The sequence below is a fragment of the Shewanella sp. Pdp11 genome (genome assembly GCF_002838165.1).
Classification (GTDB): Bacteria; Pseudomonadota; Gammaproteobacteria; order Enterobacterales; family Shewanellaceae; genus Shewanella; species Shewanella hafniensis.
Window position 1 is genome coordinate 2,075,502 of sequence record NZ_CP015194.1, and the last position, 26,053, is coordinate 2,101,554.

Here is a 26,053-nt window from a genome sequence, read left to right on the forward strand (position 1 = left end):
CGGCAGCGGCATTAACTGCCTTTGCCGACTAAATGTTTAGTTGAGGATTAACTCTTTGACGATGCGCGCGCCAAAATAAGCGAGCGAAAGTAAGGTGGCGCCAGTCAGAGTATAAATGACCGCGGTACGAATTTTACAGCCGACCCAATACTGTTGCCACAACATTGTAATGTATACAAACCAAGCCATTATCGACAGAATGGCCTTATGACCTTTGCCGTCTGTAAACATGTCTTCAAGGAAGATAAAGCCGGTTGCGAGTGACAAACTGAGTAAGATAACGCCGATAATCACTAAATGATAAAGTTGTTTCTCAACTGTCATCAGCGGCGGAATGCCAGGGCTTAGCATAAATTGTTTTTTCTTCAGCTTATTCTGGATCATCGCCAGCTGTATCGCATACAGGGCGGCAATCATCAGGGCACTGTAGGCCATGAGTGACAAGACGACATGGGCTAAAACTTCAGGATAAAGCTCAAAATGCGTGATGAACTTAGGCGGCAATAACCAGAGCAGGGCGACCGATAGCACAGAACAGGCGTAAACCACGGGCACTACAACAATCACCTTCAGCCTGAACATTAATATTGTAAAAGTGAAAGCGATAATCCAGTTTACTAAGGAAATCACGTTCGTCAGGCTAAAGTTTTGCCCATCGGTGGTGAAAATCACTTGGGATAATGCTGCAGCATGCAGAATGACCGCAATAGCTGCTATACCTGCGACGGCGCGGCGATTCGGACCGTCGGGGTGGAACAATCGACTCGTCACTAGTACCAATGCAATGCAATAAAAAAACATGGCTGAGGCAGAAAAGATGACCATGGGTAATTAACCTATTTGTGTAGTTAAAGGTGCCTTATAAACGGGGCATACAGATCAATATTTTCCCTAGAATAACATGAGCCGTCGGCAAATGGGCAGTGACATGAGTTGCAAAATTTAGCAGATTCTTATTGTTAGGGTTAAATAGTGTGTTAACGACAATAAAACATGACTCAGCGCAAGTAAAACACTTAACCACAATCAAGATGGGTGCAGCAGTAGCATAATGCGCATGCATCGTTATAATACAGCCCATCAATCGAGATTCTTAAAGGTATAGAACAGGACGATGTTTGAGAACCTAACCGACAGACTGTCACGCACACTGAAAAATATCAGTGGCCGTGGTCGCTTAACTGAAGAAAACGTTAAGGAAACCCTGCGCGAAGTGCGTATGGCACTGCTGGAGGCCGATGTTGCCCTGCCTGTGGTGCGCGAATTCGTTAATAATGTAAAAGAACGTGCCGTTGGCCAAGAAGTCTCTAAAAGCTTAAGCCCAGGTCAAGCCTTCATTAAGATAGTTCAAAGTGAACTTGAAAAATCCATGGGTGAGGCGAATGAAGCCTTAGATTTAGCCACTCAGCCGCCAGCCGTGATCATGATGGCGGGTCTGCAAGGTGCGGGTAAAACCACCAGTGTGGCCAAACTGGGTAAATTTTTACGTGAACGCCATAAAAAATCGGTATTAGTGGTCAGTGCCGACGTTTATCGTCCTGCGGCGATTAAACAGCTTGAGACGTTAGCGCAAGAAGTCGCGGTGGAGTTTTTCCCATCTGACGTCAGCCAAAAGCCAATCGACATTGCGAAAGCGGCGATTGCCCACGCTAAATTAAAGTTCATCGATGTGGTTATTCTCGATACCGCGGGTCGTCTGCACGTCGACGAAGCCATGATGGACGAGATTAAAAGCTTACACGCTGCGGTTAAGCCTATCGAGACCTTGTTCGTTGTTGATGCTATGACAGGTCAAGATGCGGCGAACACAGCCAAAGCCTTTAACGAAGCGCTGCCGCTCACCGGTGTGATTTTAACTAAGGTCGACGGTGATGCTCGCGGTGGTGCAGCGTTATCGATTCGCCACATTACGGGTAAGCCGATTAAATTCCTCGGTGTCGGTGAAAAGACCGACGCGTTAGAGCCTTTCCATCCGGACCGTATTGCCTCGCGTATTTTGGGCATGGGCGATGTGTTATCGCTTATCGAAGAAGTTGAGCGCGGCGTCGATAAAGAAAAAGCCATGAAGCTGGCTTCGAAAGTGAAGCAGGGTGGCAGTTTCGATTTAGAAGATTTCCGTGAGCAGTTACAGCAAATGAAAAACATGGGCGGCATGATGAACATGCTAGAAAAACTGCCCGGTGTCGGCCAATTGCCCCCAGAAGCCCTAGCGCAAATCCAAGACGGCAAGATGACAGGCCAAATGGAAGCCATCATTAATTCGATGACGTCAAAAGAGCGTAAGAACCCTGATTTAATCAAGGGCTCACGCAAGCGTCGTATTGCTGCGGGTTCTGGCACGCAAATTCAAGACGTAAACCGTTTATTGAAACAGTTTACGCAAATGCAAAAGATGATGAAAAAAATGTCCGCTAAGGGCGGCATGCAAAAAATGATGCGCGGAATGCGTGGCATGATGCCGCCTGGAATGAAATTTCCAGGTCGTTAATCGGACATTTTTAGTTAAACTTAGCACTTTATCAGTCGGTTGACTCTGGCAACAATGAACTGCTAACTAAGGATGCAGGCGTAATAATCGCCATCTTTGGTTGCATTAGTTGGAAACTCAGGTAAAATCTTCCGGCTTTCTATCTGGGACTCTTCGCGAACACGGGGTTCCAGTTTTTATTTTTGCTTCAAAGCAAATCATTAGAGGATTGAAAACGCATGGTTACCATTCGTTTAGCTCGTGGTGGCGCAAAAAAGCGTCCATTTTACAATATCGTTGTTGCTGATAGCCGTAACGCTCGTGACGGTCGTTTCATTGAGCGTGTAGGTTTCTTCAACCCATTGGCCCGTGGCCAAGAAGAAACTTTACGTTTAGACCTAGCTCGCGTTGAGCACTGGGTTTCTAACGGTGCAGCTGCTACAGAACGTGTAGCAAAACTGATCAAAGACGCTCGTAAAGCAACAGCTTAATAGCGTTAAGGTATAGATTGATGAGCAGTAACCAACAGCCAGTCGTACTGGGGAAATTAGGCTCCTGTCATGGCATTAAAGGTTGGCTGAAAATCACCGCCTATACCGATTCTGTTGAAGGTATCTTTGACTATTCACCTTGGCTTATTAAAGAAAATGGTGAATGGCGCGAAATAAAGGTCACCCAGTGGCGTTATCAAGGCAAGGCCGTTGTTGCCTTACTTGATGGCGTAGAAACACGGGAGCAAGCGCAAATGCTCACAAATTGTGAGATTGCGATTTTGCCGGAACAGATGAACGATTTGCCAGCAGATGAATTCTACTGGCGTGATCTCATCGGTTGCGAAGTGGTCAATACAACAGGCTATAACATGGGGATTGTCGATCAGATCGTGGAAACAGGATCGAACGACGTATTACTCGTTAAAGCCAACGCTAAAGATAGTTTCGGCAAAGTGGAACGTATGATCCCCTTTGTCCCTGAGCAGTTCATCAAAACGGTGGACCTGCAAGGTAAACAGATTTTAGTGGATTGGGATCCTGACTTCTAAGTCGAGGTACAACAGATGTGGTTAGGGGTAATAACCCTGTTCCCAGAGATGTTCCGTGCCGTGACAGACTTTGGAGTTACGGGTCGAGCCGTGAAAAACGGCCTGCTCGAGTTGCACACGTGGAATCCCCGTGATTTCACCCATGATAGACACAATACGGTAGATGACAGGCCTTACGGCGGTGGTCCCGGAATGTTGATGATGGTGCAACCCTTGCGTGATGCCATCCATGCAGCGAAAGCTGCAGCGGGTGAAGGTGCGAAGGTGATTTACTTGTCACCTCAAGGACGCAAGCTGGATCAGCAAGGCGTCACTGAGTTGGCTCAATCATCACGTTTGATTTTGGTCTGTGGTCGATACGAAGGTATTGATGAACGCATCATTCAAACGGAAGTGGATGAAGAGTGGTCGATAGGGGATTACGTGCTTTCGGGCGGCGAATTACCGGCGATGACTCTGATAGATTCAGTATCGAGATTGGTTCCTGGCGTGCTAGGAAAACAAGCTTCGGCGGAGCAAGATTCTTTCTCCGACGGTTTACTGGATTGTCCACATTACACTCGCCCTGAAAGCCTAGATGGTCTTGACGTACCGGCAGTGCTGCTAAGTGGCAACCACGAACAAATTAGACTCTGGCGTTTACAGCAAAGCCTTGGTAGGACTTTACTGAGACGGCCAGAATTATTGCAAAATCTAGCTCTGACTGACGAACAAACGACTCTATTAGCGCAGTTCGTTGAAGCAATGAACAAGCATGCTTAGTCGTAGCTCAGTTAATTCTAGAACGGAGTAAGTTATGAACAACATCATTAAAATGCTCAACGATGAGCAAATGAAACAAGACGTACCTGCGTTTGGTGCTGGTGATACAGTAGTCGTTCAGGTTCGTGTTAAAGAAGGCGATAAAGAGCGTTTACAGGCTTTTGAAGGCGTTGTAATTGCTAAGCGTAACCGTGGTCTGCACTCTGCATTCACAGTACGTAAAATCTCTAATGGCGAAGGTGTTGAGCGTGCTTTCCAAACGCACAGCCCACTGATCGCTAGCATTGAAGTTAAGCGTCGTGGCCGCGTTCGTCGCGCCAAACTGTACTATCTGCGTGATCGTTCAGGTAAATCTGCACGTATCCGTGAGAAGCTGGCAACTAAGTAATAGTTACCGCTACAGAAAAAAAGACGTAGTGTTCGCACAGAAAACCGCCCTAGTGGCGGTTTTTTGTTGCTGTTTTTTGAGTATTTATACTTGATCTAATGGAAATGAACAGGCATAGTGGTCGCCTGGTTGTAATGGTGTAGCATTACAAGAGTACATTGCAATGGATTTACGCTATTTTTATCCGAAATGAATGCCCAAGCTGACTTGAAGTCCTGCTTCGACAACTGGGTTAAACACTAAGTCTTAGGTGGTAAGCATGCAACAAGATACGATTAACAACGTACACATTAGTTCAGAGAAAGTTTTAATCACGCCGCAAGAGCTTAAAAATGCCTTGCCACTCTCTGAGCATGCTTATCGTTATATTCTTAATGCTCGCAAAACCGTGGCTGATATCGTCCACAAGCGCGACAATCGAGTATTGATCGTCACTGGCCCTTGCTCTATCCATGATATCACCGCCGCAAAAGAATACGCTTTAAGGCTTAAAACTCTGCACGATGAACTCAGTGATGAGTTTTACATCTTAATGCGAGTCTACTTTGAAAAGCCGCGTACCACGGTAGGTTGGAAAGGCATGATCAACGATCCCGATATGGATGAATCCTTCGATGTCGAAAAAGGCCTGAAAATGGCCCGTGAGCTGATGATTTGGTTAGCCGAATTAGGGCTACCAGTCGCCACTGAAGCGCTTGATCCTATCAGCCCACAGTACATCTCGGAATTAGTGACCTGGTCGGCCATTGGTGCTCGCACGACTGAGTCGCAAACCCACAGGGAAATGGCATCGGGTCTGTCTATGCCGGTGGGCTTTAAAAATGGCACCGATGGTAAGCTCGATGTGGCAATTAATGCGCTAAAATCGGCAGCCAGCAGTCACAGATTTATGGGCATAAACCAGCAGGGCCAAGTGGCGTTATTGCAAACCGCGGGTAACCCAGATGGTCATGTTATTTTACGCGGCGGCGCAACACCCAACTACGATGCCGCAAGCGTGGCAGAATGTGAGGCACAACTTCACAAAGCTAAACTCAATGCACGTTTGATCATCGATTGTAGCCATGGTAATTCATCCAAAGACTACAGCCGCCAAAAGCCTGTGTGTGAAGATGTGTTCACGCAGATTTATAACGGCAATAAATCGATCATCGGCGTTATGCTAGAAAGCCATTTAAATGAAGGTAATCAAAGCTGTGATAAGCCATTAAGCGAGCTAGCTTATGGTGTATCTGTGACAGATTCCTGTATTAACTTGGAAAAAACAGAAACCATTTTACGTGACGGCGCGGCGAAGTTATCTTCAATACTTCCAACGCGTTTCGATATGCTTAAAGTAGCTAATGCGTAAATTGCTACAGCTTAATGGACTCAAGTATGAATGAAAAAACAACGGCCGAATTAGAACATCTTCGCGGCCTGATTGATGGTGTCGATCAGCAATTATTGCATTTACTGCGTAAGCGCTTGGATCTCGTTGCGCAAGTGGGCACAGTGAAACACGGCGCCGGTTTACCGATTTATGCACCGCAGCGTGAAGCCGCCATGCTCGCTAAACGCCGCGAAGAAGCGAAAAACATGGGGATTGCGCCGCAATTAATTGAGGATATTTTACGCCGCTTGATGCGTGAGTCTTATCTCAATGAAAAAGATGTTGGCTTTAAGCAGGTTAAAAAAGATTTAGGATCTGTGGTGATTATCGGCGGTAAAGGGCAACTCGGTGGACTATTTTCACAAATGCTGACCCTATCAGGCTACCAAGTGGAGTTGCTTGATAAAGACGATTGGCAGCAAGCAGATAGCTTATTTGCCGATGCGGGAATGGTGTTAGTGACAGTGCCGATTGCGATTACTTGCGAGCTTATTCGTGAAAAGCTGAGCCAATTACCGGCAGACTGCATTTTGGCAGATTTGACCTCCATTAAGACTGAGCCGGTTAACGCTATGCTTGAGGCGCATTCTGGTCCGGTTGTAGGTTTTCATCCTATGTTTGGTCCCGATGTGGGCAGTCTGGCAAAGCAAGTCGTGGTGGTGTGCCACGGACGTGAGCCTGATAAATACCAATGGTTACTCGAGCAGATCGCAATATGGGGCGCGCGGATTGTCGAAGCAGAGCCTGAACGTCACGACAGTGCGATGCAGTTAGTGCAGGCAATGCGTCACTTTTCGACCTTTGTGTATGGTTTGAATCTGTGCAAGGAAGAGGCAGATATTGATACTTTACTGCAATTTAGCTCGCCTATTTACCGCTTAGAATTGGCTATGGTAGGGCGATTATTCGCTCAAAGCCCAGAGCTTTACGCCGATATTATTTTTGCCCAGCAAGATAGCCAACATGCAATCGGCGATTACTTAGATAACTATCGTGAGGCGTTGGAGCTGCTAAAACGCGGTGACAGGGACGAGTTTATTAAGCAGTTCCAAACCGTCGCTAAATGGTTTGGGGATTTTGCTCCCCAATTTCAGCGTGAAAGTCGTATTATGCTGCAATCGGTAAATGATATGAAAACCAATTAATAAATAACAAGTTATTCTTTAAAACGCCCATCTTTGATGGGCGTTTTTTTATGAGATTTTGGCAGGTTTGATTGCTTATATTAGCGATCACTTAAAGTGATCTTTCTCTAACATTTAGCATCTCATTCTAAAAATGACTGTCGCTTATGGTGTGTTTAGGTAGACTAGTTTTAAACATGCAAAAATAAAGCATGAATTTAAATTAGGAGTCTATCCATGTTCTGTATTCAGTGTGAGCAAACCATTCGTACACCCGCTGGCAATGGTTGTAGTTATTCCCAAGGTATGTGCGGCAAGTTGGCGGCAACGTCTGATCTGCAAGATTTGTTGATTTATATGCTGCAAGGCGTGTCTGTGTATGCGGTTAAAGCCCGCGAGCTGGGCATTATCGATGCTGAAATTGATAGTTTTGTGCCTAAAGCCTTTTTCGCGACCCTCACCAACGTAAATTTCGATGACGAGCGCATTATGGCCTATACCCAGCAGGCGGCTCATTATCGTGCTCGGTTAAAAGCTTCTTACGAAGCGGCTTGTGAACAAGCGGGTATTGCCGTTGAGCAAGTGCCGCAAGTCGCTCAGTTAGTGCTGGGGACCAGTAAGATTGAAATGCTAGCGCAGGCACCAATTGCACTGCTGAATAAAGATAAGCATGACGTTCATGAAGACATCATGGGGTTAAGACTATTGTGTTTGTATGGCCTTAAGGGCGCGGCTGCTTATATGGAACATGCTCGCGTGCTGGGACAGACTGATGCCAATGTTGCAGGGCGCTTCCATGAAATCATGTCTTTCTTAGGTGAGCCGAGTGTCGATGGCGATAAACTATTTACCACTGCGATGGATATTGGTCAGTTGAACTACCGCATAATGGCCATGTTGGATGCGGGTGAAACTCAGGCCTTTGGTCATCCTGAGCCAACTGTGGTCAACACTAAGTCAGTTAAGGGCAAAGCCATACTAGTCTCTGGCCATGACATGAAGGATTTAGAGCTTATTCTCGAGCAGACTGTAGGCAAGGGTATTAATGTGTTTACCCACGGCGAAATGCTGCCCGCACTGGCGTATCCAGCCTTTAAAAAATATGCACATCTTGTCGGAAATTACGGCAGTGCTTGGCAGAATCAACAGCAAGAATTTGCTAATTTCCCTGGCGCTGTGGTGATGACGTCCAACTGTATTATCGACCCCAATGTGGGCAGTTATAGCGATCGTATCTTTACCCGCAGCATAGTGGGTTGGCCTGGTGTGGTGCATATCGAAGGCGATGATTTCTCGGCTGTGATTGATAAAGCGTTAGCATTAGAAGGCTTTATCTACGATGAAATCCCTCACACTATCACCATTGGTTTTGCCCATAATGCCTTGATGGCGGCAGCGCCAGCTGTGGTTGAAAACGTAAAAAGTGGTGCGATTAAGCATTTCTTCCTCGTCGGCGGCTGCGATGGTGACAAGGCCGACAGAAGCTATTTTACGGAACTTGCTAAATCGACGCCGAAGGACTCATTAATTTTGACCTTAGGCTGCGGTAAGTACAAATTCAATAAGCTCGAATTTGGTGATATTAACGGTATCCCACGCTTGCTCGATGTGGGCCAGTGTAACGATGCCTATTCTGCGATTCAGTTAGCGATTGCGTTAGCTGAAGTATTCGAATGTGATATCAATGAATTACCATTGAGTTTAGTGCTCTCTTGGTTCGAACAAAAAGCCATTGTGGTGTTACTGACACTGTTGTCACTCGGTGTGAAAAACATTCGCACAGGCCCGACACCACCTGCATTTTTAACCGCTAATCTCGCTAAAATTTTGGAAGAAAAGTTTGGCTTACGCAATACCACCACAGTTGAGGCCGATTTAAAGACCATGTTGAACGTGGCGTAAATCAGTCGGTGCTCATTGCTGAAGTCCGCTGAATATTGTGGCTTAAATCAGCAATGAGTGGTTGCTTAACTGCGGTTTTAATTTCGGATTTTCCGAGGGTTAAAACCGCAGTGTGTTGCAGGTAAAAATGTAATGAATGCGATAAATTTGAGTGTGATGGCAGGGCCGAAAGCGCTCCATAAACCCAAAAGTGTTAACCCAGTAGACGGTGGGCCAGCGCAAATCGGAGCAGGGCTAAGTGAGCTGGTGTGCGTTGAACGCTGGAATGAAACTATCGATGTGGTGAGTTTTCGTTTTCAGGCGGGCGAGCCGATGAAGTTTGACTATAAGCCCGGCCAGTTTATGACCTTTGTGCTCGACATTAACGGCGAGCAAGTATGCCGCAGTTATACCTTGTCGTCATCACCATCGAGACCCTATTCCTTGATGGTGACGATTAAGCGTGTGGCGGGTGGACTGGTGTCTAATTATCTTATTGATCACTTGCTGCCAGGCCAGCGTGTGCGCGTACTGCAACCGACGGGGCAATTTAATTTAATTGATATCCCTGCGGCGAAATACTTGTTTTTGAGTGCAGGTTGCGGCATTACGCCCATGTATTCGATGTCACGTTATCTAACTGACACTCAAATTGATGCCGATATTGCCTTTGTGCACAGCGCGCGCTCAGACGCCGATATTATCTTTAAATCATCATTGGAGACGATGGCAAACCGCTTTAACGCATTCAAACTCAGTTATGCACTGGAGTCGGCGACCGAATCACTTTTATTCTCTCCAAAGATAAGTTTTGATATAGGGCGATTAACTGCGCAGATGCTGCAAACCTTAGTGCCTGATGTTACTGAGCGAACGGTTTATCTCTGCGGGCCTGAGCCTTATATGCAGGCAGTAAAAGTGTTATTGGCCGAACTCAATTTTGATATGAGTCAGTTACACCATGAGAGTTTTGCCACCGCGGAGAAAGCTGCACGTCATCAGCTTATGCAAGCAAATTCACCTACTGAAACGCATGATAATCCACAAGCAGAGGCTTTTACCTTGCCTATTTTTAACTTAGCTATTGGGGATCGCAGCACAAAGCTAACACAAGGGCAGAGTTTACTTGAGGGAATCGAGTCTGAAGGATTACCGATTATTGCGGCTTGTCGTTCGGGCGTATGCGGTGCATGTAAGTGTCAAGTCTTGGAGGGAGAAACTACATCAACGAGTGTGATGACGCTGAGTCCTGCGGAAATTGACGCGGGGTTTGTGCTGGCGTGCTCTACAACGTTAACGTCCGATGTGAGACTAAAACTCTAGCGCGCTGATTAGTGATAGTTATACAGGGCTTATCAGGCTTATTCTTAAATGGATGGAAATATTTCTAATCCTTAGTTGCGCTTATCTCAGTGAGAACGTAAGGTTAATGACAAGGGCGTATGATGTTGGCGCCCAGTCCATTAGTCTGGCTGGAGTCTCTCAATGACAATGACAACCACTTATGCCGCAAAAATTGAAGACCGTTCTCTTGGGCATTTGTTGTACGCCTTGATGTCGGGCTTTCCCTTATTATTACTTCCCGTGCTGCTAAGTTTGTTCATTAATGTTTCCCAACGCCAATCCCATGGAAACCCATTATTGGCGTCGCATTTGCGTTGGCAACGGCATTCTAATGTCGCCTTTCTTGGCTTGTTAGTGCTCGGCTATTGTGTGCCGTTAACTTGGCTCAGTCTTTCGATTTATCTTTTTGGGATCATTTGGTTTTGCCACAGGATCATTAAAGGGTGGTTAAGTCTATTGGATGGTTTAGAAATCTAAACTTGTGCTAGAGTCTCTAAATTGATGATATTTAGAGGCTCTTATGTCCAGTTACCAAATTCTGTGTATCCTCTGCGCCTTGGCGCTAGTCACTTCGGTTGTCTCTTCACGCGTCCATAAACTGCAGGAAACTGTGGCCATTACGGCTATCGCCCTAGGCATGAGTTTGTTATTACTCCTTGGGGGAAAGGCCTTAGGCGGGCATGTTTATCTGTATTTTGTATCAGGCTTAGAGAAGCTCGATTTTCAAGCCTTGCTGCTCAATGGCATGTTAGGTTTTTTACTCTTTGCCGGCGCATTGCAGATCCGTTTAAAAATACTGAGGCATCAGAAGTGGGAAATTTTAATCCTCGCCTTTGTCAGCACTTTATTATCGACCTTTATCATAGGAGGACTGTTATTTTGGGTCGCGCCTATGTTGGGTCTACCGCTACAACTCAGCCACTGCTTGCTGTTTGGCGCCTTGATCTCGCCAACCGATCCCATCGCCGTTTTGGCTATTTTAAAGAAAATGGGCGCACCGGAAGATATTGCTATCCAAGTGGAAGGTGAATCTTTATTTAACGATGGCATAGGGTTAGTGATTTTTGTGGCAATATCGCAATTAGCCTTCTCCACTGAACCGCTGACGTTTATCCATATCTCTGAATTATTTATTCGTGAGGCGTTAGGCGGGGTTATTTATGGTGGCGTTCTTGGTTTTCTGCTGCATCATTTTTTCCGCTACTGTGAGGAAGAAACGCAATTGATGTTGGTCACTTTGCTGATCCCAACCGCGGGATATGTGATGGCGGAAGTGTTTGGGGTTTCTGGGCCTTTAGCCATGGTGAGTGCAGGGATCATCATAGGTAATTTCAGTGTGCCTAAGTTTTTTGCCCGCCACGAGCGTGTGAAACTACTGACATTTTGGTCGCTGATTGAATCCTTCTTTAATGCATTACTCTTCCTACTGCTCGGCTTATTGCTTTTGTTAGTCACTTTTAAAGCGCCGTTGTGGTGGTTTATGTTTGTGGCGATTCCATTGGTATTATTGGCGCGTGCCGTGAGCGTGTTATTACCTTATTTGGGCTTTAGGTTGTTTAAGTCTTACAACCCCTATGCAGAGACGATTCTGATTTGGGGTGGTTTAAGGGGAGGATTAGCACTCGCGATGGCGATGAGTTTGCCTGAGGGGATTGTTATCGATGCTATTGGTGGTGTGGAGCTGAGGGAATTATTGTTAGTGATGACCTATGCCGTCGTCGTATTTTCGATTCTAGTGCAGGGCTCTACTATGACAGGGCTTATCCGCAGGAGTAATGCGGTTACCGAACCATCGAGGGCTGTTGGCTCTTCTGAAAATGCATAAAGGATGATTGGGCAGCGATAGTAAACAATATTAAGCCTGTTAGTCATCACGCTGACTTGCAGGCTTATTTCAGTCAATCAGGGATAAAAGAAGTCTCATTTATCCCTGAATACACTTCGAACTAACCACATTTCAGTTAAGATTAAATCAATCAAGATCAAAGCTTTAGTTAGCCCGATATAATTCCCGCACTACAGCGCTAATTAAGTTAAGCGACTCATGGTCATCACTGCTATCGAGTGGACAATTGAGTATCAATCCATCCACTTTAAGCTGCTTAATACCTTGGGTTTGAACCAGTAGGGCATCATCTGATACGGCATAGCTAGGGTTGATCAAAATGGGCAAATGGCTCGTGGCTTTAATCTGGATCAGGCTCGCCAAATCGAGTGAGGGTAGATTGGCGTTATTTAAGGTTCTAATGCCAGAGTCACACAGAATAAGTTGCTGATTGCCTTGGCTTAAGATAATTTCTGTTGCCGTGAGTAATTCTTCAAAACTTGCCATATCGTTACGTTCAAGTATCAAAGGTATTGGCAACGTACCCGCTTGAGTCAGTAAGGTTTGATTAAACATCTGCTTACCCGCCAAGAACAGCATATCGGCGTGTTGAACGGCTAATGGCATATCGGCTTCTTGCTCTATGGTAATAATGCACACTAGACCATATTGATGCAGGATTTGGCGCAGTTTAGCTAGGGTTACTTCCGCCATAGCCATTTGACTAACAGCATTGAGTAGAACGGCTTGGAATCCCGCTTCTTTAAGCTGTTTCACTTGCTGCTCGAAAGCCGATAACGCTAAGTGTGAAATATCATTATTCAGCGTGATTTGCGCTATGGCACCGACATGCCCTGCACCGATTGTCATTGCACCGCAGTTGATCTCACTGGCTTGCTCTTTATAGGCTTTGCTATATCTAACAGGGCTGGTATTTGCTCCATTCTCGCTGATGACTTGATCCTTAGAGGTGCTAGGTTCAATCAGTAACTGGCTGTTGCTCAGCTGCGTGGGCTTGACTGTTTCACAAGGATAACAGCCTAATACTTTGATAAAACGGGTGATCCGCTCAAGTTGCTTTAAACCCGCCTGCATAGATTCACTGGAGATATTCGCATCGATATCTAAATAGAACATCTCTTCCCAAGGTGTTCCTGGAATCGGGCGTGACTCTAATTTGCTCATGTTTAACTGATGCGCCTTCAGAACCAGCAGAGCTTCTACTAAAGCACCAGCTTTTTGGCCCGTCGCCATGATCAACGTGGTCTTAGCGGGTAACTGCTCTGGCACGGCAACGGCTTTGCGGGCAACGACGATAAAGCGGCTTTGGTTGATCTTCTGATTCGCTAAGCCCGCTTCTATAGACTCTAGCTGATAAAGAGCACCACCTTCGGCGCTACCAATGGCTGCTGCACTGTTATCTGGACTTTGGTTTACCTTGTCCATTGCTTCTGCGCTGCTTGAGCAGTACTCCAGTCTCAAGTCTTTGTGCTGACTTAAATATCTGCTGCATTGGCTAATAGGCTGAGGGTGGGCATAGACAGTTTTGATGTCGGCTAATTTACTGCCAGCTTTTCCTAGAAGGCAATGGCTGACTTCAATCGTCGTTTCACCAACGATCGATAAACTGGTGTGCTGCAGTACATCGTAGACTTCATTGATTGAACCTGAAGAAGTGTTCTCAATCGGTAGGAAACCATAATCAGCATGCCCAGACTCAACGGCTTGCACTATTTCATCGAAACTTTGGCAACCTAAGTCTAGCATTTCAACTTGGCGGCGTTGGCAATAGCGGGTCGCTGCGAGATAAGAGTATGAGCCTCGTGCACCGAGGTAGGCGATACAATACTGCTGTTTTTGTGTTTCTGGGTTGGCACGGCCGTGAAGGTAAGCTTGTTGATTCAATACAGAATCTTCAATGATGCTTTGGTAAAGGGAGATAACATAGTGGGCATCTAATCCCTTTTCTCTGCCTTCTTTCACTAGCCTAGCGAGCAGTTCTTTTTCCCTTTGAGTATCTCTGATGGGTCTGACATCCACTTCTTTGCTACGTGCCACTTCTAGACTTAAGCGACGGCGCTCTGCGAGTAATGCCAGCAGTTCATTATCCAGATTGGTGATCTGCTCTCGGGTTTGATTTAAAGGCTGTGGTGTATGCATTCTGACCTCAATTGCCGCCATGTATTTTATCAATCGTTTAAGACAAAAAAGCCTCCCAGTTGGGAGGCTTTGGATTTTTACTTTCGTTTTTACACAGTAAATCCGCCTCCTAGAGTGGGGGTGTAAAAAAGAAAGTAAAAAAAGCTGCTGTTATCATTTTCATGGCCTTAAAACTAAAGGGCTAGGGCTTAGCTGTCAATCAAAACTTTCTCACAGACAGACTAAAAAGAAAGCGCACCCGAAGGTGCGCTGGTTTGAGTATGAATATATGGTCAAGCGAGTTTATCCTCCTTATGGTCAATGTGGGACAAGGTAAAACACTCGTTTATCTTACATTTACGTGTAACAGTAAAACGTTAACAACTCACTAGATAACGACTTGCATTTACTATGAACACTAACAAGTACTTTAACGCGGCATAGCGTATAACATTTGAACTATGCTGTTTTGCAGTACCAGCGAACTTACGTTGACATGTCTTGCACTTATATTTTAACAATTAACACTTACATGAAGCTATAACATTTAAAATAACACTAAAAAAACGAACATTTAAAATAAACGATTTACGGCTCATTAGTTGTACTAGGTACATATTGCTGTAAAAACAGCTTAGCCTTATCATGCGCTTAGGTCTTGCTACTTACGTTATTACTTTTTACTTTAAAACCTAACGTGTTAATACATGGAGCGTATAACAAACTCTCATTTACTGTTATTACATTTTTCGTCAAGTCTAGATGCCCTCCTTTTTAGTTGATAATCAAACATTATTTAAGGTGTCTATAAAATATCAAAACTCAACTAACGGTAAACGTTAACGCATTACATAAATAAATATTTATACGATTTACAGTTTTTACTATACAAATAACACTAAGTAAACTAATGACTTTTAATCAAACCAACGTATTGCACTTACATTAAACACTTACATTAAATCACACGCTAAAAACGCTAACTAATATATCAGTGTAAATATGACTCTCTTCATCTAACAAAACGTGACCGTTGTTACCTCATTTGTCTCAGTGTTTAGCACACATTGGTGCCGACCCGTTTTATAATAAGCACTTTTTGTTATGTAGCTTTTGCTAATGTGACTTTTTTTATGTTTAACTGAGCCTCCATTGTGGATATAAAAATTGGATAGTTAAAGGCTTTGCTAATGTACTTTTGTGCTGTTCTCGGCTCCTCATGTTAACTCTGGTATTCAGCAATGCCGCCTGTTTCTGGTGGTCATTCTGTTATTGCGTCAAAATTGAGCACTACTTTTAGTGAATGCAAACATACTTGATTGTAACTAATATCAACAATATCAATATTATAAAATTGTTTGCTTTTGTGTTGCCTCCTTTCCAAACTTACTATTGAAAGTGAACCTAGTTGAAGGTATAACATTAAGCTTTTGAACGTGAAAATTATAAGTAAAATTAATCATTAACAACAAATTTTAGAACTTAAAACCCTTTGAGCTTAAAATCTTAGTACTTAAAACTATATGGGTTGGATTGGTCGTGCTCCTTAGTTATATCCAGTAACGTTATTTATAAATAATATCTTTTAATCAATATATGTAAATCAAAAATTAAAGTAAATCAACATTTGAAACGATTTAAATTCGCACCACTTCGATTCTTGCTGTCACTTTGTAAAGTGTAGTAGGTATTTAGTCAAACGAACTGTTTTTTTCATCATTAAAATGATTGCACTAAGCTTTTGTAAAAACTGTGATCTGATTAAATATTTCTACTTTATTGCTCTCAAAGTGGTGCGTTTCTCGCACTCACTAAACTTAAATTATGCCGCATCTTCCTCCTCGTAATCGTCGTCAACTTCAACAATATTATTAGTCGGTGTTAATGATGTGGAACGTTGTGCTTCCGGTTTATGTGTTATGCGATTGAGCTGCTTCTCTAATTTTTGGCCCATGGCGTTAATCGCAGTATATAAATTTTCATGTTTTGCTTGAGCGAAGAGTTCTCCATTTGGGATGCCAACCGATGCTTCAATTTTGAAACCAGGTTTCTCCTCCGTAATGATTACATGGGGATTTATCATTTGCACATCATGCCTTGAAAGTTTTTCGAAACGGCTTTCAATACGTTCACGAATAGGAGATGTGACTTCAAGTTGCTTGCTAGTAATCTTTAGCATATTTCGAACCTTCTGTTGTTTCCTTGGATTTCAGATTACCAAGGTCTGCACTATAAAACGAGATCTAGATCGCATTTTTGTGCCGGTTAGTTACTGTTCGTTGGATATTTGATCACTTAGACAAATATCAATAATTCCTAGCCAAAAAGCCTTGTATTACCTGCTAAATCGGGTCATATTCGATGGGATAACTCCGCAGTCTTTGCCCTTATTTACTTATATTTACTTTAAGTTTCATCCTAAATCCCGATAAAATACCTCAACTTATTTCATTCGTTCACTTTGAGTTTGCCCATTTTATGAATATTGAACACGTTAAGATTAAGGTCTGGGATTTACCCACGCGAATTTTCCATTGGGGCATGGTGTGTCTGTTGGCACTTTTATGGTGGAGTGCCGACGCAGGCGAAATGCAGTGGCATCAAATTTTTGCTTATAGTTTGCTGATCTTTATCGGATTTAGGATCTTCTGGGGGATCATTGGTAGCGATACGGCAAGGTTTAGCCACTTTGTTCATCACCCTAAGGTTGTGCTCGACTACTTGAAAGCAATCAAAACTAAGGGAATGTCCGTTGTGCTAGGGCACAATCCTATTGGTGGCTACATGGTTGTCGCACTGATTGGGATCATTAGCCTGCAATTAGTTACAGGCCTTTTTGCGACCGATGATATTTTTACCGAAGGTCCGCTCTATAGTTATGTCAGTTCTGATACCAGTGGATTTTTGACTTGGCTACATAAGATGAATTTTAACCTTATCCTAGCGCTGAGTGCCATTCATGTACTAGCAGTGGTTATCCATGCCATCAAGGGCGATAAGTTAGTTGGTGCTATGCTCAGTGGCTACAAGAAAGTCTCTAAGGTGGCACTGTCATCAAGTGTGAATCATGATCTTACATTCAAGTCAGCGTGGCTTGCCTTAGTGCTGCTGGCTGTATTAGCGGCAGTGGTCTTTGTGTATTTAATGTGGCCGATAGTGCAAGTGCTATAGTTTTACGTTGAGTGTTTTGAGTAACAAAAAGCCTGCTAATAAGCAGGCTTTTTGATGGAGAAAAACTAAATAGAGCTAGTCTTTCTTATAAACGTCGTGACAACCTTTACAGCTTTTTCCTGTATTCATAAAGGCTTGCTTGATTTCAGCTTGATCACCTTTTTGAGCAACAGTAGCAAGAATGGCGGCATTCTCTTGGAAAGTTTTCATTTTTGCATCGAAATCAGCTCTGTCTTGCCAAACTTTGGCTAAAGCTTCAGTGTCGCCTTTGTCTGAGCCATCAATAAAACCTTCGAAAGGAATTTTTGATAATGCAGCAACATTCGTTGCACGCATTGCGAAGGTTTCCGCTTCGAAAGGCTTTTTGCCTTTCATCATGGCAGCCATATCGCCGAAGTTATAAGCAATAAGACCAAATGCAGATTGGCGGTATTCAATCGCATCTTTAGAATCTTCGAAATTGTGTGCCTGTGCAGTTGAAGCCAATAGAGTACTGGCAACGAGAGTAAGTAGTAATTTTTTCATCGTATTCTCACAAATTAGCGTCGAAGTGTGACATTGCGCTTCTATTGTACACAAATTAACTTGATGTACTAGAAGCATTTTTGTCAGTTTTTGTCTGGATAAGATGACTAAACGTAACAAGTTATTTGTATGAAAATTGATGTCGGTTTAACAACAACGCTACTCTAGATGGTTTTAGTGTTAAGCCAGTCATTGCCTAAGAAAGATCTGGCTATATATGAACTTAACAGTAAGCGACTAATTTTTGTATTTAACATAGATACAAGAAGGGCAGCCTAGTGGCTGCCCTTCATTCAGTTAGAACTAATCATAACAAGTGAATCAGAGTAAATGAGAAGCTTAAGCTTCTAACTTAGCAAACTCAGATTTTTGTTCATTGAGTTTGTCCATATCTCGCTTGAGATCGGCCATCTTGGCGCGCTCTTTGTCGATAACGTCGGCAGGGGCTTTTGCCACGAAGCCTTGGTTCGACAATTTGCCTTCGATGCGAGCGATCTCTTGGCCGAGTTTTTCAAGCTGTTTGTCGATACGGGCCATTTCGGCGGCGACATCGATTAAGCCTGCCATTGGGATCAACAGCTCCATCTCGCCAATCAAACCTGTGGTCGACATAGGCGCAGTTTCGCCATCGGCTAAAATGGTCATGCTTTCTAAGCGGGCAAGGGTAGTGAAGAAGGTTTGGTTGGCTTCAACACGGGCTTTATCCTGCGCGCTAACGCCGCGTAGTAGGGCATTTAATGGCTTAGATGGGGCAATGTTCAGCTCGGCGCGAATGTTACGCACGGCGACAATCACTTGCTTAACCCATTCTAAATCGGCCATGGCTGCGCTATCGACTTTAGCGGCATCAAATGTTGGGAACGGCGCAAGCATAATGGTATCACCAGCGACACCAGCTAATGGTTTAACGCGCTGCCAAATGGTTTCAGTGATATACGGCATCATAGGGTGCATCAGGCGTTGCATCGCTTCGAGCACTGTCACTAAGGTGTGACGGGTGCCGCGCATTTGCGCTTCGCTGCCGTTTTGCAATACTGGTTTAGTTAATTCTAAGTACCAGTCACAGAACTGGTTCCAAGTGAACTCATACAGGGTATTGGCTGCTAAGTCGAAACGGTAGGCTGTCATGTGATCGTCAAAGGTCTTAACGGTTTGATTGAACAAGCCGATAATCCAGCGATCGGCCAACGACAATTCCATCTCGCCGCCTTTGTGCTCTGGTGAGCCTGGGCCACAATCTTGATCTTCTGTGTTCATCAGCACGTAGCGTGAGGCGTTCCACAACTTGTTACAGAAGCTACGGTAACCGTCTAAGCGCTTCATATCCCAGTTGATGTCACGACCCGTTGATGCCATTGCCGCAAGCGTAAAGCGCAGTGCATCAGTGCCGTGGGCTTCTATACCGTCAGCAAACTCTTTGCGAGTGCTCTTTTCAATCTTGGCGGCCAGTTGTGGCTGCATCATATTACCGGTACGTTTTTCAACTAAATCTTCAAGTCCGATACCGTCGATCATGTCTAATGGATCGAGTACGTTACCTTTAGATTTTGACATCTTGTTACCCGCTTCATCGCGGATAAGACCAGTTACGTAGACGGTTTTGAACGGGACTTGTGGTTTACCGTCTTCATCTTTGATGAAGTGCATGGTCATCATGATCATACGGGCAACCCAGAAGAAGATGATGTCAAAACCTGTCACCAACACGTCGGTTGGGTGGAAGGTTTTTAAATCTTCTAAATTGTCAGGCCAACCTAAGGTCGAGAAAGTCCACAGGGCTGAGCTGAACCAAGTATCCAGTACGTCTTCGTCTTGGCGTAATGTCATTGAGTCGGCAATATTGTGCTTAGCACGTACCTCGGCTTCGTTGCGGCCGACATAGACTTTGCCGTTTTCGTCGTACCAAGCTGGGATGCGGTGACCCCACCACAATTGACGCGAAATACACCAGTCTTGAATGTCACGCATCCACGAGAAGTACATGTTCTCGTATTGCTGTGGCACAAATTTAATGCTGCCATTTTCAACGGCTTCGATAGCTGTTTTCGCCATTGGCGCAACAGCGACATACCATTGGTCGGTCAGCATTGGCTCGATAACCACACCTGAGCGATCGCCGTAAGGGACTTTTAAGGCGTGCGGCGCGATTTTTTCGAGCAGCCCTAAGGTTTCAAATTCGGCGACGATAGCATCGCGCGCTTTAAAACGGTCAAGTCCGGCAAAACGTTCAGGCAGGCTGCCATCGAGCGTTTTGTTAAAGGTACCGTCAGAGTTCACCACTTCGGCACTTGCACGAATGGCGGCATCTAAGGTCAGTACGTTGAACATTGGCAGGTTGTGACGTTTACCGACTTCATAGTCGTTAAAGTCATGGGCTGGGGTGATCTTCACACAACCTGTACCAAAGGCAATGTCGACGTAATCGTCGGCCACGATAGGAATGCGGCGGTTAACAATCGGCAACAGAATAAACTTACCGACCAGCGCTTGATAGCGTTCATCATCGGGATGAACTGCAACAGCACTGTCGCCGAGCATGGTTTCAGGGCGGGTGGTAGCGACTTCTAAATAGTCTTTACCATCGGCAGTCAGTTCACCGTCGGCCAGTGGATAACGCAGGTGCCACATATGGCCCTGTTTTTCTTTGCTTTCCACTTCTAAATCAGAGATAGCCGTGTGTAGCTTTGGATCCCAGTTGACCAAACGCTTACCGCGATAAATCAACTCGTCTTCGTACAGACGTACAAACACTTCTTGCACGGCCTTAGATAAGCCTTCGTCCATAGTGAAACGCTCGCGGTCCCAATCAACAGAAGCGCCCATGCGACGTAACTGCTTAGTAATAGTGCCGCCCGATTGCGCTTTCCATTCCCACACTTTATCCATAAAGGCATCGCGACCTAGGTCATGACGATTTTTGCCTTCTTCGGCTTCAAGCTTACGCTCAACCAACATTTGGGTGGCGATACCCGCATGGTCAGTACCGACTTGCCATAGGGTATTTTTGCCTTTCATCCGTTGGTAACGGGTCAAAGTATCCATAATGGTGTCTTGGAAGGCGTGACCCATGTGCAAGCTGCCCGTCACGTTTGGTGGCGGGATCATGATGCAATAATTGCCTTGGGATTCATCGCCGTGTGGCTTGAAGTAACCTTGCTCTTCCCAGTTTTGGTAAAGCGTTTGCTCGATGGACTGCGGATCGTATGTTTTTTCCATGGGAACGTGTCTGTCTCAAACTAATTAAGTGGATGTGTTGCTAAGTCTTGGGTCTGTAAATTAACCCCTAAGCCGCGATACTGTCGATAACGTTCGCGAGCGACCGCTTTATGCTGATCGTCATTGGCAACAAAATCGATAATGTGGCCAAAGTTTACCGCAAATGGGGGCGCTTGGTCTGCAAGATTAATCAGAACTTGGCGACTTTTGTTGGCGCCGAGGCGATCAAAACCAATTTCTACCGGCGATCCCGTCATCGGGCCTTCACCTTTGAGGTTATGAGGTACAAAGGCACTTGGCTCAAATTGCCATAAAAGTTCATCAATTGCATGGGCTTGCTGTTTATCTTGGCAATGGATATAGACCCATTGTTGTTTCACAAAAGCCTGCTGCGCCAGTTGGCATGCCAGAAGATGCATCTCGCAAATTGCAGGGTTCGCATTCGCGGTTACAACAGGTGAATCAACCTTGGCCTTGGCAGGTGATGCCACTGGCGGCATGAGATAAAACAGCACTTGAGTCATGATTTCAATGCCTTGCTTCACTTGTTTTAGTGGCGAACGAAAGCAGCAGTTTACACTAAAAGTCATTATGGGTTAATGCTTGGGGCAAACCTTGCGCTGAGGTTTTACCTATCACTGTTTGGCGGGACTTAATGGGATGCTTTTAAGTCGTTGGAGATGAAGATGATCGAGCTATAACTCTTTGAAAAATTATTCTAAAACCATTAGTTGTTCAGTTTTTATTCAAGTTCTTATTCAGGAAATCGATTTTCTGATTATATAAGAAAATAAAACAGGCGAAGATTTTCATCTTCGCCTTTCATTTATCGAGCCTTTAACATACTAAGGCCGGATAGTTGGTTATTCGCCGAGTTCAACGCCAGCACGATTGATCAGGAACTGAGTCAATAGTGGCACTGGACGGCCCGTAGAACCTTTGTTAGCACCGCTATTCCAAGCTGTGCCTGCAACGTCTAAGTGAGCCCAGTTGTACTTTTTAGCAAAGCGAGAAAGGAAACATGCTGCTGTGATAGCGCCAGCAGGACGGCCACCTAAGTTGGTCATGTCAGCAAACGGGCTGTCGAGCATATCTTGATACTCATCCCACAATGGCATGCGCCATGCGCGGTCACCACTTTGCTCACCAGCACTTAATAGCTCGTGTGCCAGAGGGTTATGCGATGAGAACAGACCCGATGCGTGTTTACCAAGGGCAATCACACACGCACCAGTCAGAGTCGCTGTATCGATAACCAATTCAGGATCGAAACGCTCAACATAGGTTAATACGTCACACAGAACTAAACGGCCTTCCGCATCGGTATTTAACACTTCAACGGTTTGACCTGACATAGTGGTCAGAATGTCACCTGGACGGTAAGCATTACCCGATGGCATGTTTTCACAGCCAGCCAGAATACCTACAACATTGATAGGTAACTTCATGTCACAGATGGCTTTCATGGTGCCGATAACACCTGCTGCGCCGCCCATATCATATTTCATTTCGTCCATGGCTTCGCCAGGTTTTAATGAAATACCGCCCGAGTCGAAGGTTAACCCTTTACCGACTAATACGATGGGTTTTTCTGTGCTATCGACAGCACCTTTGTATTCCATCACTGTCATGATGGATTCGTTGGCACTGGCGCGACCGACTGCAAGGTATGAGTTCATGCCCAGTTTGGCCATTTGCTCTTCACCGATAGTGGTGACATGCAGGGTGTCGTGCATTTCAGCCATTTGGCGCGCTTGCGAGGCCAAATAGGCTGGATTACAGATATTAGGTGGCATGTTGGCCACATCGCGACATAAGTGCATGCCGGCAGACACTGCCATACCATGCTCGATAGCGCGCTCACCTAAGGTTAATTCACGGCGAGTGGGTACATTGAACACTAATTTACGCAGTGGACGGCGAGTTTCACCTTTGCGGGTCTTTAGGGCATCAAAGCTATAAAGACTGCTATTGGTGGTTTCAACCGCTTGGCGCACTTTCCAATACGTATCGCGTCCTTTCACGTGCAGTTCAGTCAAGAAGCAAACCGCTTCCATTGAACCTGTTTCGTTAAGGGTGTTGATTGTTTTAGTGATGATTTGTTTGTATTGGCGTTCGTCTAGTTCTCGTTCTTTGCCACAACCCACTAATAATACACGTTCACTCAATACGTTAGGAACATGGTGCAGCAACAACATCTGGCCAGGTTTACCTTCCAGATCGCCGCGACGCAGTAGGTTACTGATATAACCCTCGCTAATTTTATCTAATTGCTCCGCGATACCCGACAGACGACGGGGTTCATAAACACCGACCACGATACAGGCTGAGCGTTGTTTTTCGGGGCTACCGCTCTTTACGCTAAACTCCATGAGCACTCCTAGATTCTTAAAGACAAATTTTTATATTTATTGGATAATGTCTGCTTGTCCCGAAAAGGGCCTAAGTTATTACTCCAAAGGTGATTTATTCTCGGTGCTTGAGTCACGCATTTGGTGACGTTAAGTTAACCTAGAACCCCTGAAGCTGGTCAGAAAACTATCAAAAGTAAACAGTTTACATGAAAGTTAGTCTGTTACCAGCAAAAAGATAAGTTTAGAGACCGGATCCTGCCTGTGATTGTATTTAAATACCTTATTCGAGAAGTTTTAAAGGCACAAATTGCGGTACTTTTAGTGCTGTTAACTATTTTTATTAGCCAGCATTTCGTGCGTATACTGGCCGATGCCTCCGACGGCGATTTTCCCGCCTCTTTAATCATGACCCTGATTGGGCTTAACTTGCCCTATCTGGTGATCTTAGTCCTGCCGTTAAGTTTGTTTTTGGGCATTTTAATGGCCCACGGCCGTATGTATTCTGAAAATGAGATGGTTATTCTCCACGGTGTTGGGGTTAGTGAGTGGTATGTTACCCGTGTGACTCTGATCCTTGCCGTGATCAATATGTTGTTTACCGGCTATTTATCCCTATATGTCGCCCCTTGGGCAGAAGAGCAGCAAAACCAAGTGCTTGAAAAAGCTCAGTCTGAAGCGGGTCTTGCGGCCTTAGTGCAAGGGCGTTTTCAGGCGAGCCCTAATGGCCGCGCGGTATTATTTGTCGAACGTATCGGTAAAGATAACGAGTTAGATAAAGTGTTTGTAGCCCAGTTGCCAGATCCTGATGATGAAACGGGTGTCACCAATGTGGTGGTCGCTAAAGGCGGGCGAGTGCAGGAAGATAGTACTGGCGCACAGCAATTAAACCTCAGTGATGGCGTGCGTTATCAAGGCAGCCCTAAGGCGAAGGACTACCAAATGATCGAATTTGGTGGTTATAAAATGCAAATTAAAGAGCAGCAAGTCGACGAGCGTCGCCGTAAATTATCTGCGCTACCCGTCGATGAACTCGTGAAAATCGAAGGTGCAGAAGCCGTTGCCGAATTCCATTGGCGTCTTGCCATTCCGCTGGCGATTCCGATCATGACCTTGATTGCGGTACCACTTGCGCGGGTGAATGTGCGTCAAGGTAAGTTCGCTAAAATGTTCCCCGCAATACTCTTGTACCTTGGCTATTTTGGCCTCATGGTCGCCGGACGTAAGGCATTGCAAGATGAGATTATTCCTTTGTATCTTGGTATGTGGTGGATCCATATTTCGGCGCTTTTGATGGGGCTGTTCTTACTCGGTAAAGATAGACCTATGTTCAGTCGTATATCGGCTCTGTTTGCCCATAAAAAGGTGGCGGCATGATGATATTAGACTTTTATATCGCTAGGGTATTGCTAAGCACTTCAGCGCTTTGTTTGCTGGTGTTGACTGGTTTGTCGGGCATCATCAAATGGGTTGATCAGCTGCGTTTAGTTGGCCGTGGCACCTACAGCATGATGGATGCTGGCATCTATGTTTTATTTTTAGTGCCACGGGATATTGAAATGTTTTTCCCTATGGCCGTCTTGCTAGGCGCTTTGATTGGTATGGGAATGTTGGCATCGAATTCCGAACTTGTGGTGATGCAAGCCTCAGGTATGTCACGTCTACAGATCACTCTATCAGCGATGAAAACTGCTGTGCCTTTGATGTTATTGGTGATGGTTTTAGGGGAGTGGGGCGCACCGATTGCTGAGCAAAAAGCGAATGAGTTACAAGCTGTTAAACTCTCTGGCGGGAGTTTAATTAAGTCCCATCGAGGCATTTGGGCAAAGGATGGTGATTTGTTCGTTAATATTGGTGAAGTTGAAAACATCAATAAACTCAGCAATATCACGCTTTATAAATTCAATAGCGAACTTAAGCTCACCAACGTTGTGCACGCGACTCGTGCAGTATTCTTCCAAGACCACTGGCGTTTATTTGATGTTAAACGTACGGATTTAAGCTATGAGAAAGTCATGCTTGAACACCTTGATGAAGACCAATGGCAGTCGAGTTTAACGCCAGATAAACTCAGTGTGGTTTCGATTAAACCTGAGGCGCTATCTATCCGTGGCTTGGTCGGTTATCTCGATTATCTTAAAACCAACAGCCAAGATCCGAGTCGCTATGAGCTTGCTTTATGGCGGAAGGTGATGCAGCCCGTGACGGTCGCTGTGATGATGTTAGTGGCACTGTCGTTTGTATTTGGGCCGCTGCGAACTGTGACTATGGGCGCGCGGGTATTGCTCGGGGTTGTGGCGGGTTTCAGTTTTTATATCAGTAACGAAATATTCGGTCCTATGAGCATAGTGTATGAGTTACCCGCTTACGTGGGGGCTGTGGCACCAAGTTTGCTGTTTACCGGCGTTGCTTTCTACTTTATCCGGCGATGATACTCATTTAGTTA

The 26,053-nt window shown here is 45.1% G+C and carries 21 protein-coding genes and 1 other annotated feature; of the genes, 14 read left to right on the forward strand and 7 right to left on the reverse strand.

Annotated elements, in window-relative coordinates; translation table 11 throughout:
• Positions 1-36: 36 nt before the first annotated feature.
• Positions 37-825, reverse strand: a complete 789-nt coding sequence (locus AYJ58_RS09155; RefSeq protein ID WP_106649859.1) for a cytochrome C assembly family protein — start codon at positions 823-825, stop codon at positions 37-39.
• 289 nt (positions 826-1,114) lie between these two features.
• On the opposite strand from AYJ58_RS09155, the gene ffh reads away from it, so the two are divergent.
• The 11 genes from ffh (at position 1,115) to AYJ58_RS09210 (ending at position 12,205) form a co-directional block, all read left to right on the forward strand.
• Entirely contained in the window at positions 1,115-2,488 is a 1,374-nt protein-coding gene (gene ffh / locus AYJ58_RS09160) for a signal recognition particle protein (protein WP_106649860.1), read from the forward strand.
• Between the two features lie 218 nt (positions 2,489-2,706).
• Positions 2,707-2,958, forward strand: coding sequence for a 30S ribosomal protein S16 (gene rpsP / locus AYJ58_RS09165; protein ID WP_006080788.1), 252 nt, complete (start codon positions 2,707-2,709; stop codon positions 2,956-2,958).
• Between the two features lie 20 nt (positions 2,959-2,978).
• Complete coding sequence (gene rimM, locus AYJ58_RS09170; protein ID WP_006080789.1) at positions 2,979-3,509, forward strand: ribosome maturation factor RimM; 531 nt, start codon at positions 2,979-2,981, stop codon at positions 3,507-3,509.
• A gap of 15 nt (positions 3,510-3,524) precedes the next feature.
• Positions 3,525-4,271: a tRNA (guanosine(37)-N1)-methyltransferase TrmD gene (gene trmD, locus AYJ58_RS09175; RefSeq protein WP_028760810.1), complete on the forward strand. Its 747-nt coding sequence runs from the start codon at positions 3,525-3,527 to the stop codon at positions 4,269-4,271.
• Positions 4,272-4,305: 34 nt separating this feature from the next.
• Entirely contained in the window at positions 4,306-4,659 is a 354-nt protein-coding gene (gene rplS, locus AYJ58_RS09180) for a 50S ribosomal protein L19 (RefSeq protein WP_006080791.1), read from the forward strand.
• 259 nt (positions 4,660-4,918) lie between these two features.
• Positions 4,919-6,010: a 3-deoxy-7-phosphoheptulonate synthase gene (locus AYJ58_RS09185; RefSeq protein WP_106649861.1), complete on the forward strand. Its 1,092-nt coding sequence runs from the start codon at positions 4,919-4,921 to the stop codon at positions 6,008-6,010.
• A 26-nt stretch (positions 6,011-6,036) separates the two neighbouring features.
• Entirely contained in the window at positions 6,037-7,176 is a 1,140-nt protein-coding gene (tyrA, locus tag AYJ58_RS09190; protein ID WP_106649862.1) for a bifunctional chorismate mutase/prephenate dehydrogenase, read from the forward strand.
• A 216-nt stretch (positions 7,177-7,392) separates the two neighbouring features.
• Positions 7,393-9,057: a hydroxylamine reductase gene (gene hcp / locus AYJ58_RS09195; protein ID WP_106649863.1), complete on the forward strand. Its 1,665-nt coding sequence runs from the start codon at positions 7,393-7,395 to the stop codon at positions 9,055-9,057.
• Positions 9,058-9,189: 132 nt separating this feature from the next.
• Positions 9,190-10,359 carry a hybrid-cluster NAD(P)-dependent oxidoreductase gene (locus AYJ58_RS09200; protein ID WP_106649864.1) on the forward strand — a complete coding sequence of 390 codons (1,170 nt, stop codon included), beginning with the start codon at positions 9,190-9,192 and terminating at the stop codon, positions 10,357-10,359.
• Between the two features lie 162 nt (positions 10,360-10,521).
• Positions 10,522-10,857: a hypothetical protein gene (locus tag AYJ58_RS09205; RefSeq protein ID WP_006080796.1), complete on the forward strand. Its 336-nt coding sequence runs from the start codon at positions 10,522-10,524 to the stop codon at positions 10,855-10,857.
• A gap of 43 nt (positions 10,858-10,900) precedes the next feature.
• The gene (locus AYJ58_RS09210; protein ID WP_071939190.1) at positions 10,901-12,205 is read left to right on the forward strand and encodes a cation:proton antiporter; all 1,305 of its coding nucleotides are present in this window, start codon (positions 10,901-10,903) and stop codon (positions 12,203-12,205) included.
• A gap of 165 nt (positions 12,206-12,370) precedes the next feature.
• Here AYJ58_RS09210 and AYJ58_RS09215 read toward each other — a convergent pair whose 3' ends face one another.
• Both AYJ58_RS09215 and hpf read right to left on the reverse strand, forming a co-directional pair.
• Entirely contained in the window at positions 12,371-14,365 is a 1,995-nt protein-coding gene (locus AYJ58_RS09215; protein WP_106651790.1) for a chorismate mutase, read from the reverse strand.
• Between the two features lie 41 nt (positions 14,366-14,406).
• Positions 14,407-14,523, reverse strand: a sequence feature (Phe leader region).
• A 1,643-nt stretch (positions 14,524-16,166) separates the two neighbouring features.
• Entirely contained in the window at positions 16,167-16,523 is a 357-nt protein-coding gene (gene hpf, locus AYJ58_RS09220; protein WP_106649865.1) for a ribosome hibernation-promoting factor, HPF/YfiA family, read from the reverse strand.
• A gap of 299 nt (positions 16,524-16,822) precedes the next feature.
• Between hpf and AYJ58_RS09225 the strand changes: the two genes are divergently transcribed.
• Positions 16,823-17,515 carry a cytochrome b/b6 domain-containing protein gene (locus tag AYJ58_RS09225; protein ID WP_106649866.1) on the forward strand — a complete coding sequence of 231 codons (693 nt, stop codon included), beginning with the start codon at positions 16,823-16,825 and terminating at the stop codon, positions 17,513-17,515.
• A 75-nt stretch (positions 17,516-17,590) separates the two neighbouring features.
• On the opposite strand, the gene AYJ58_RS09230 is transcribed toward AYJ58_RS09225, so the two are convergent.
• The 4 genes from AYJ58_RS09230 to pepA all read right to left on the reverse strand — a co-directional run bounded on the left by AYJ58_RS09230 (position 17,591) and on the right by pepA (position 23,628).
• Positions 17,591-18,040 (reverse strand): c-type cytochrome, encoded by a 450-nt coding sequence (locus tag AYJ58_RS09230; protein ID WP_106649867.1) that lies wholly within the window; start codon positions 18,038-18,040, stop codon positions 17,591-17,593.
• A gap of 339 nt (positions 18,041-18,379) precedes the next feature.
• On the reverse strand, positions 18,380-21,256 hold the full coding sequence (locus AYJ58_RS09235; RefSeq protein ID WP_106649868.1) for a valine--tRNA ligase: 2,877 nt from the start codon (positions 21,254-21,256) through the stop codon (positions 18,380-18,382).
• A 20-nt stretch (positions 21,257-21,276) separates the two neighbouring features.
• Positions 21,277-21,780, reverse strand: a complete 504-nt coding sequence (locus AYJ58_RS09240) for a DNA polymerase III subunit chi (protein WP_106651791.1) — start codon at positions 21,778-21,780, stop codon at positions 21,277-21,279.
• A gap of 339 nt (positions 21,781-22,119) precedes the next feature.
• The gene (gene pepA / locus AYJ58_RS09245) at positions 22,120-23,628 is read right to left on the reverse strand and encodes a leucyl aminopeptidase (RefSeq protein ID WP_106649869.1); all 1,509 of its coding nucleotides are present in this window, start codon (positions 23,626-23,628) and stop codon (positions 22,120-22,122) included.
• Between the two features lie 243 nt (positions 23,629-23,871).
• Here pepA and lptF point away from each other — a divergent pair, with 243 nt between their 5' ends.
• Both lptF and lptG read left to right on the forward strand, forming a co-directional pair.
• The gene (gene lptF / locus AYJ58_RS09250; protein ID WP_106649870.1) at positions 23,872-24,984 is read left to right on the forward strand and encodes an LPS export ABC transporter permease LptF; all 1,113 of its coding nucleotides are present in this window, start codon (positions 23,872-23,874) and stop codon (positions 24,982-24,984) included.
• Positions 24,981-26,039: an LPS export ABC transporter permease LptG gene (gene lptG, locus AYJ58_RS09255; RefSeq protein WP_106649871.1), complete on the forward strand. Its 1,059-nt coding sequence runs from the start codon at positions 24,981-24,983 to the stop codon at positions 26,037-26,039. The genes lptF and lptG overlap by 4 nt, the downstream gene beginning before the upstream one ends.
• Positions 26,040-26,053 lie beyond the last annotated feature (14 nt).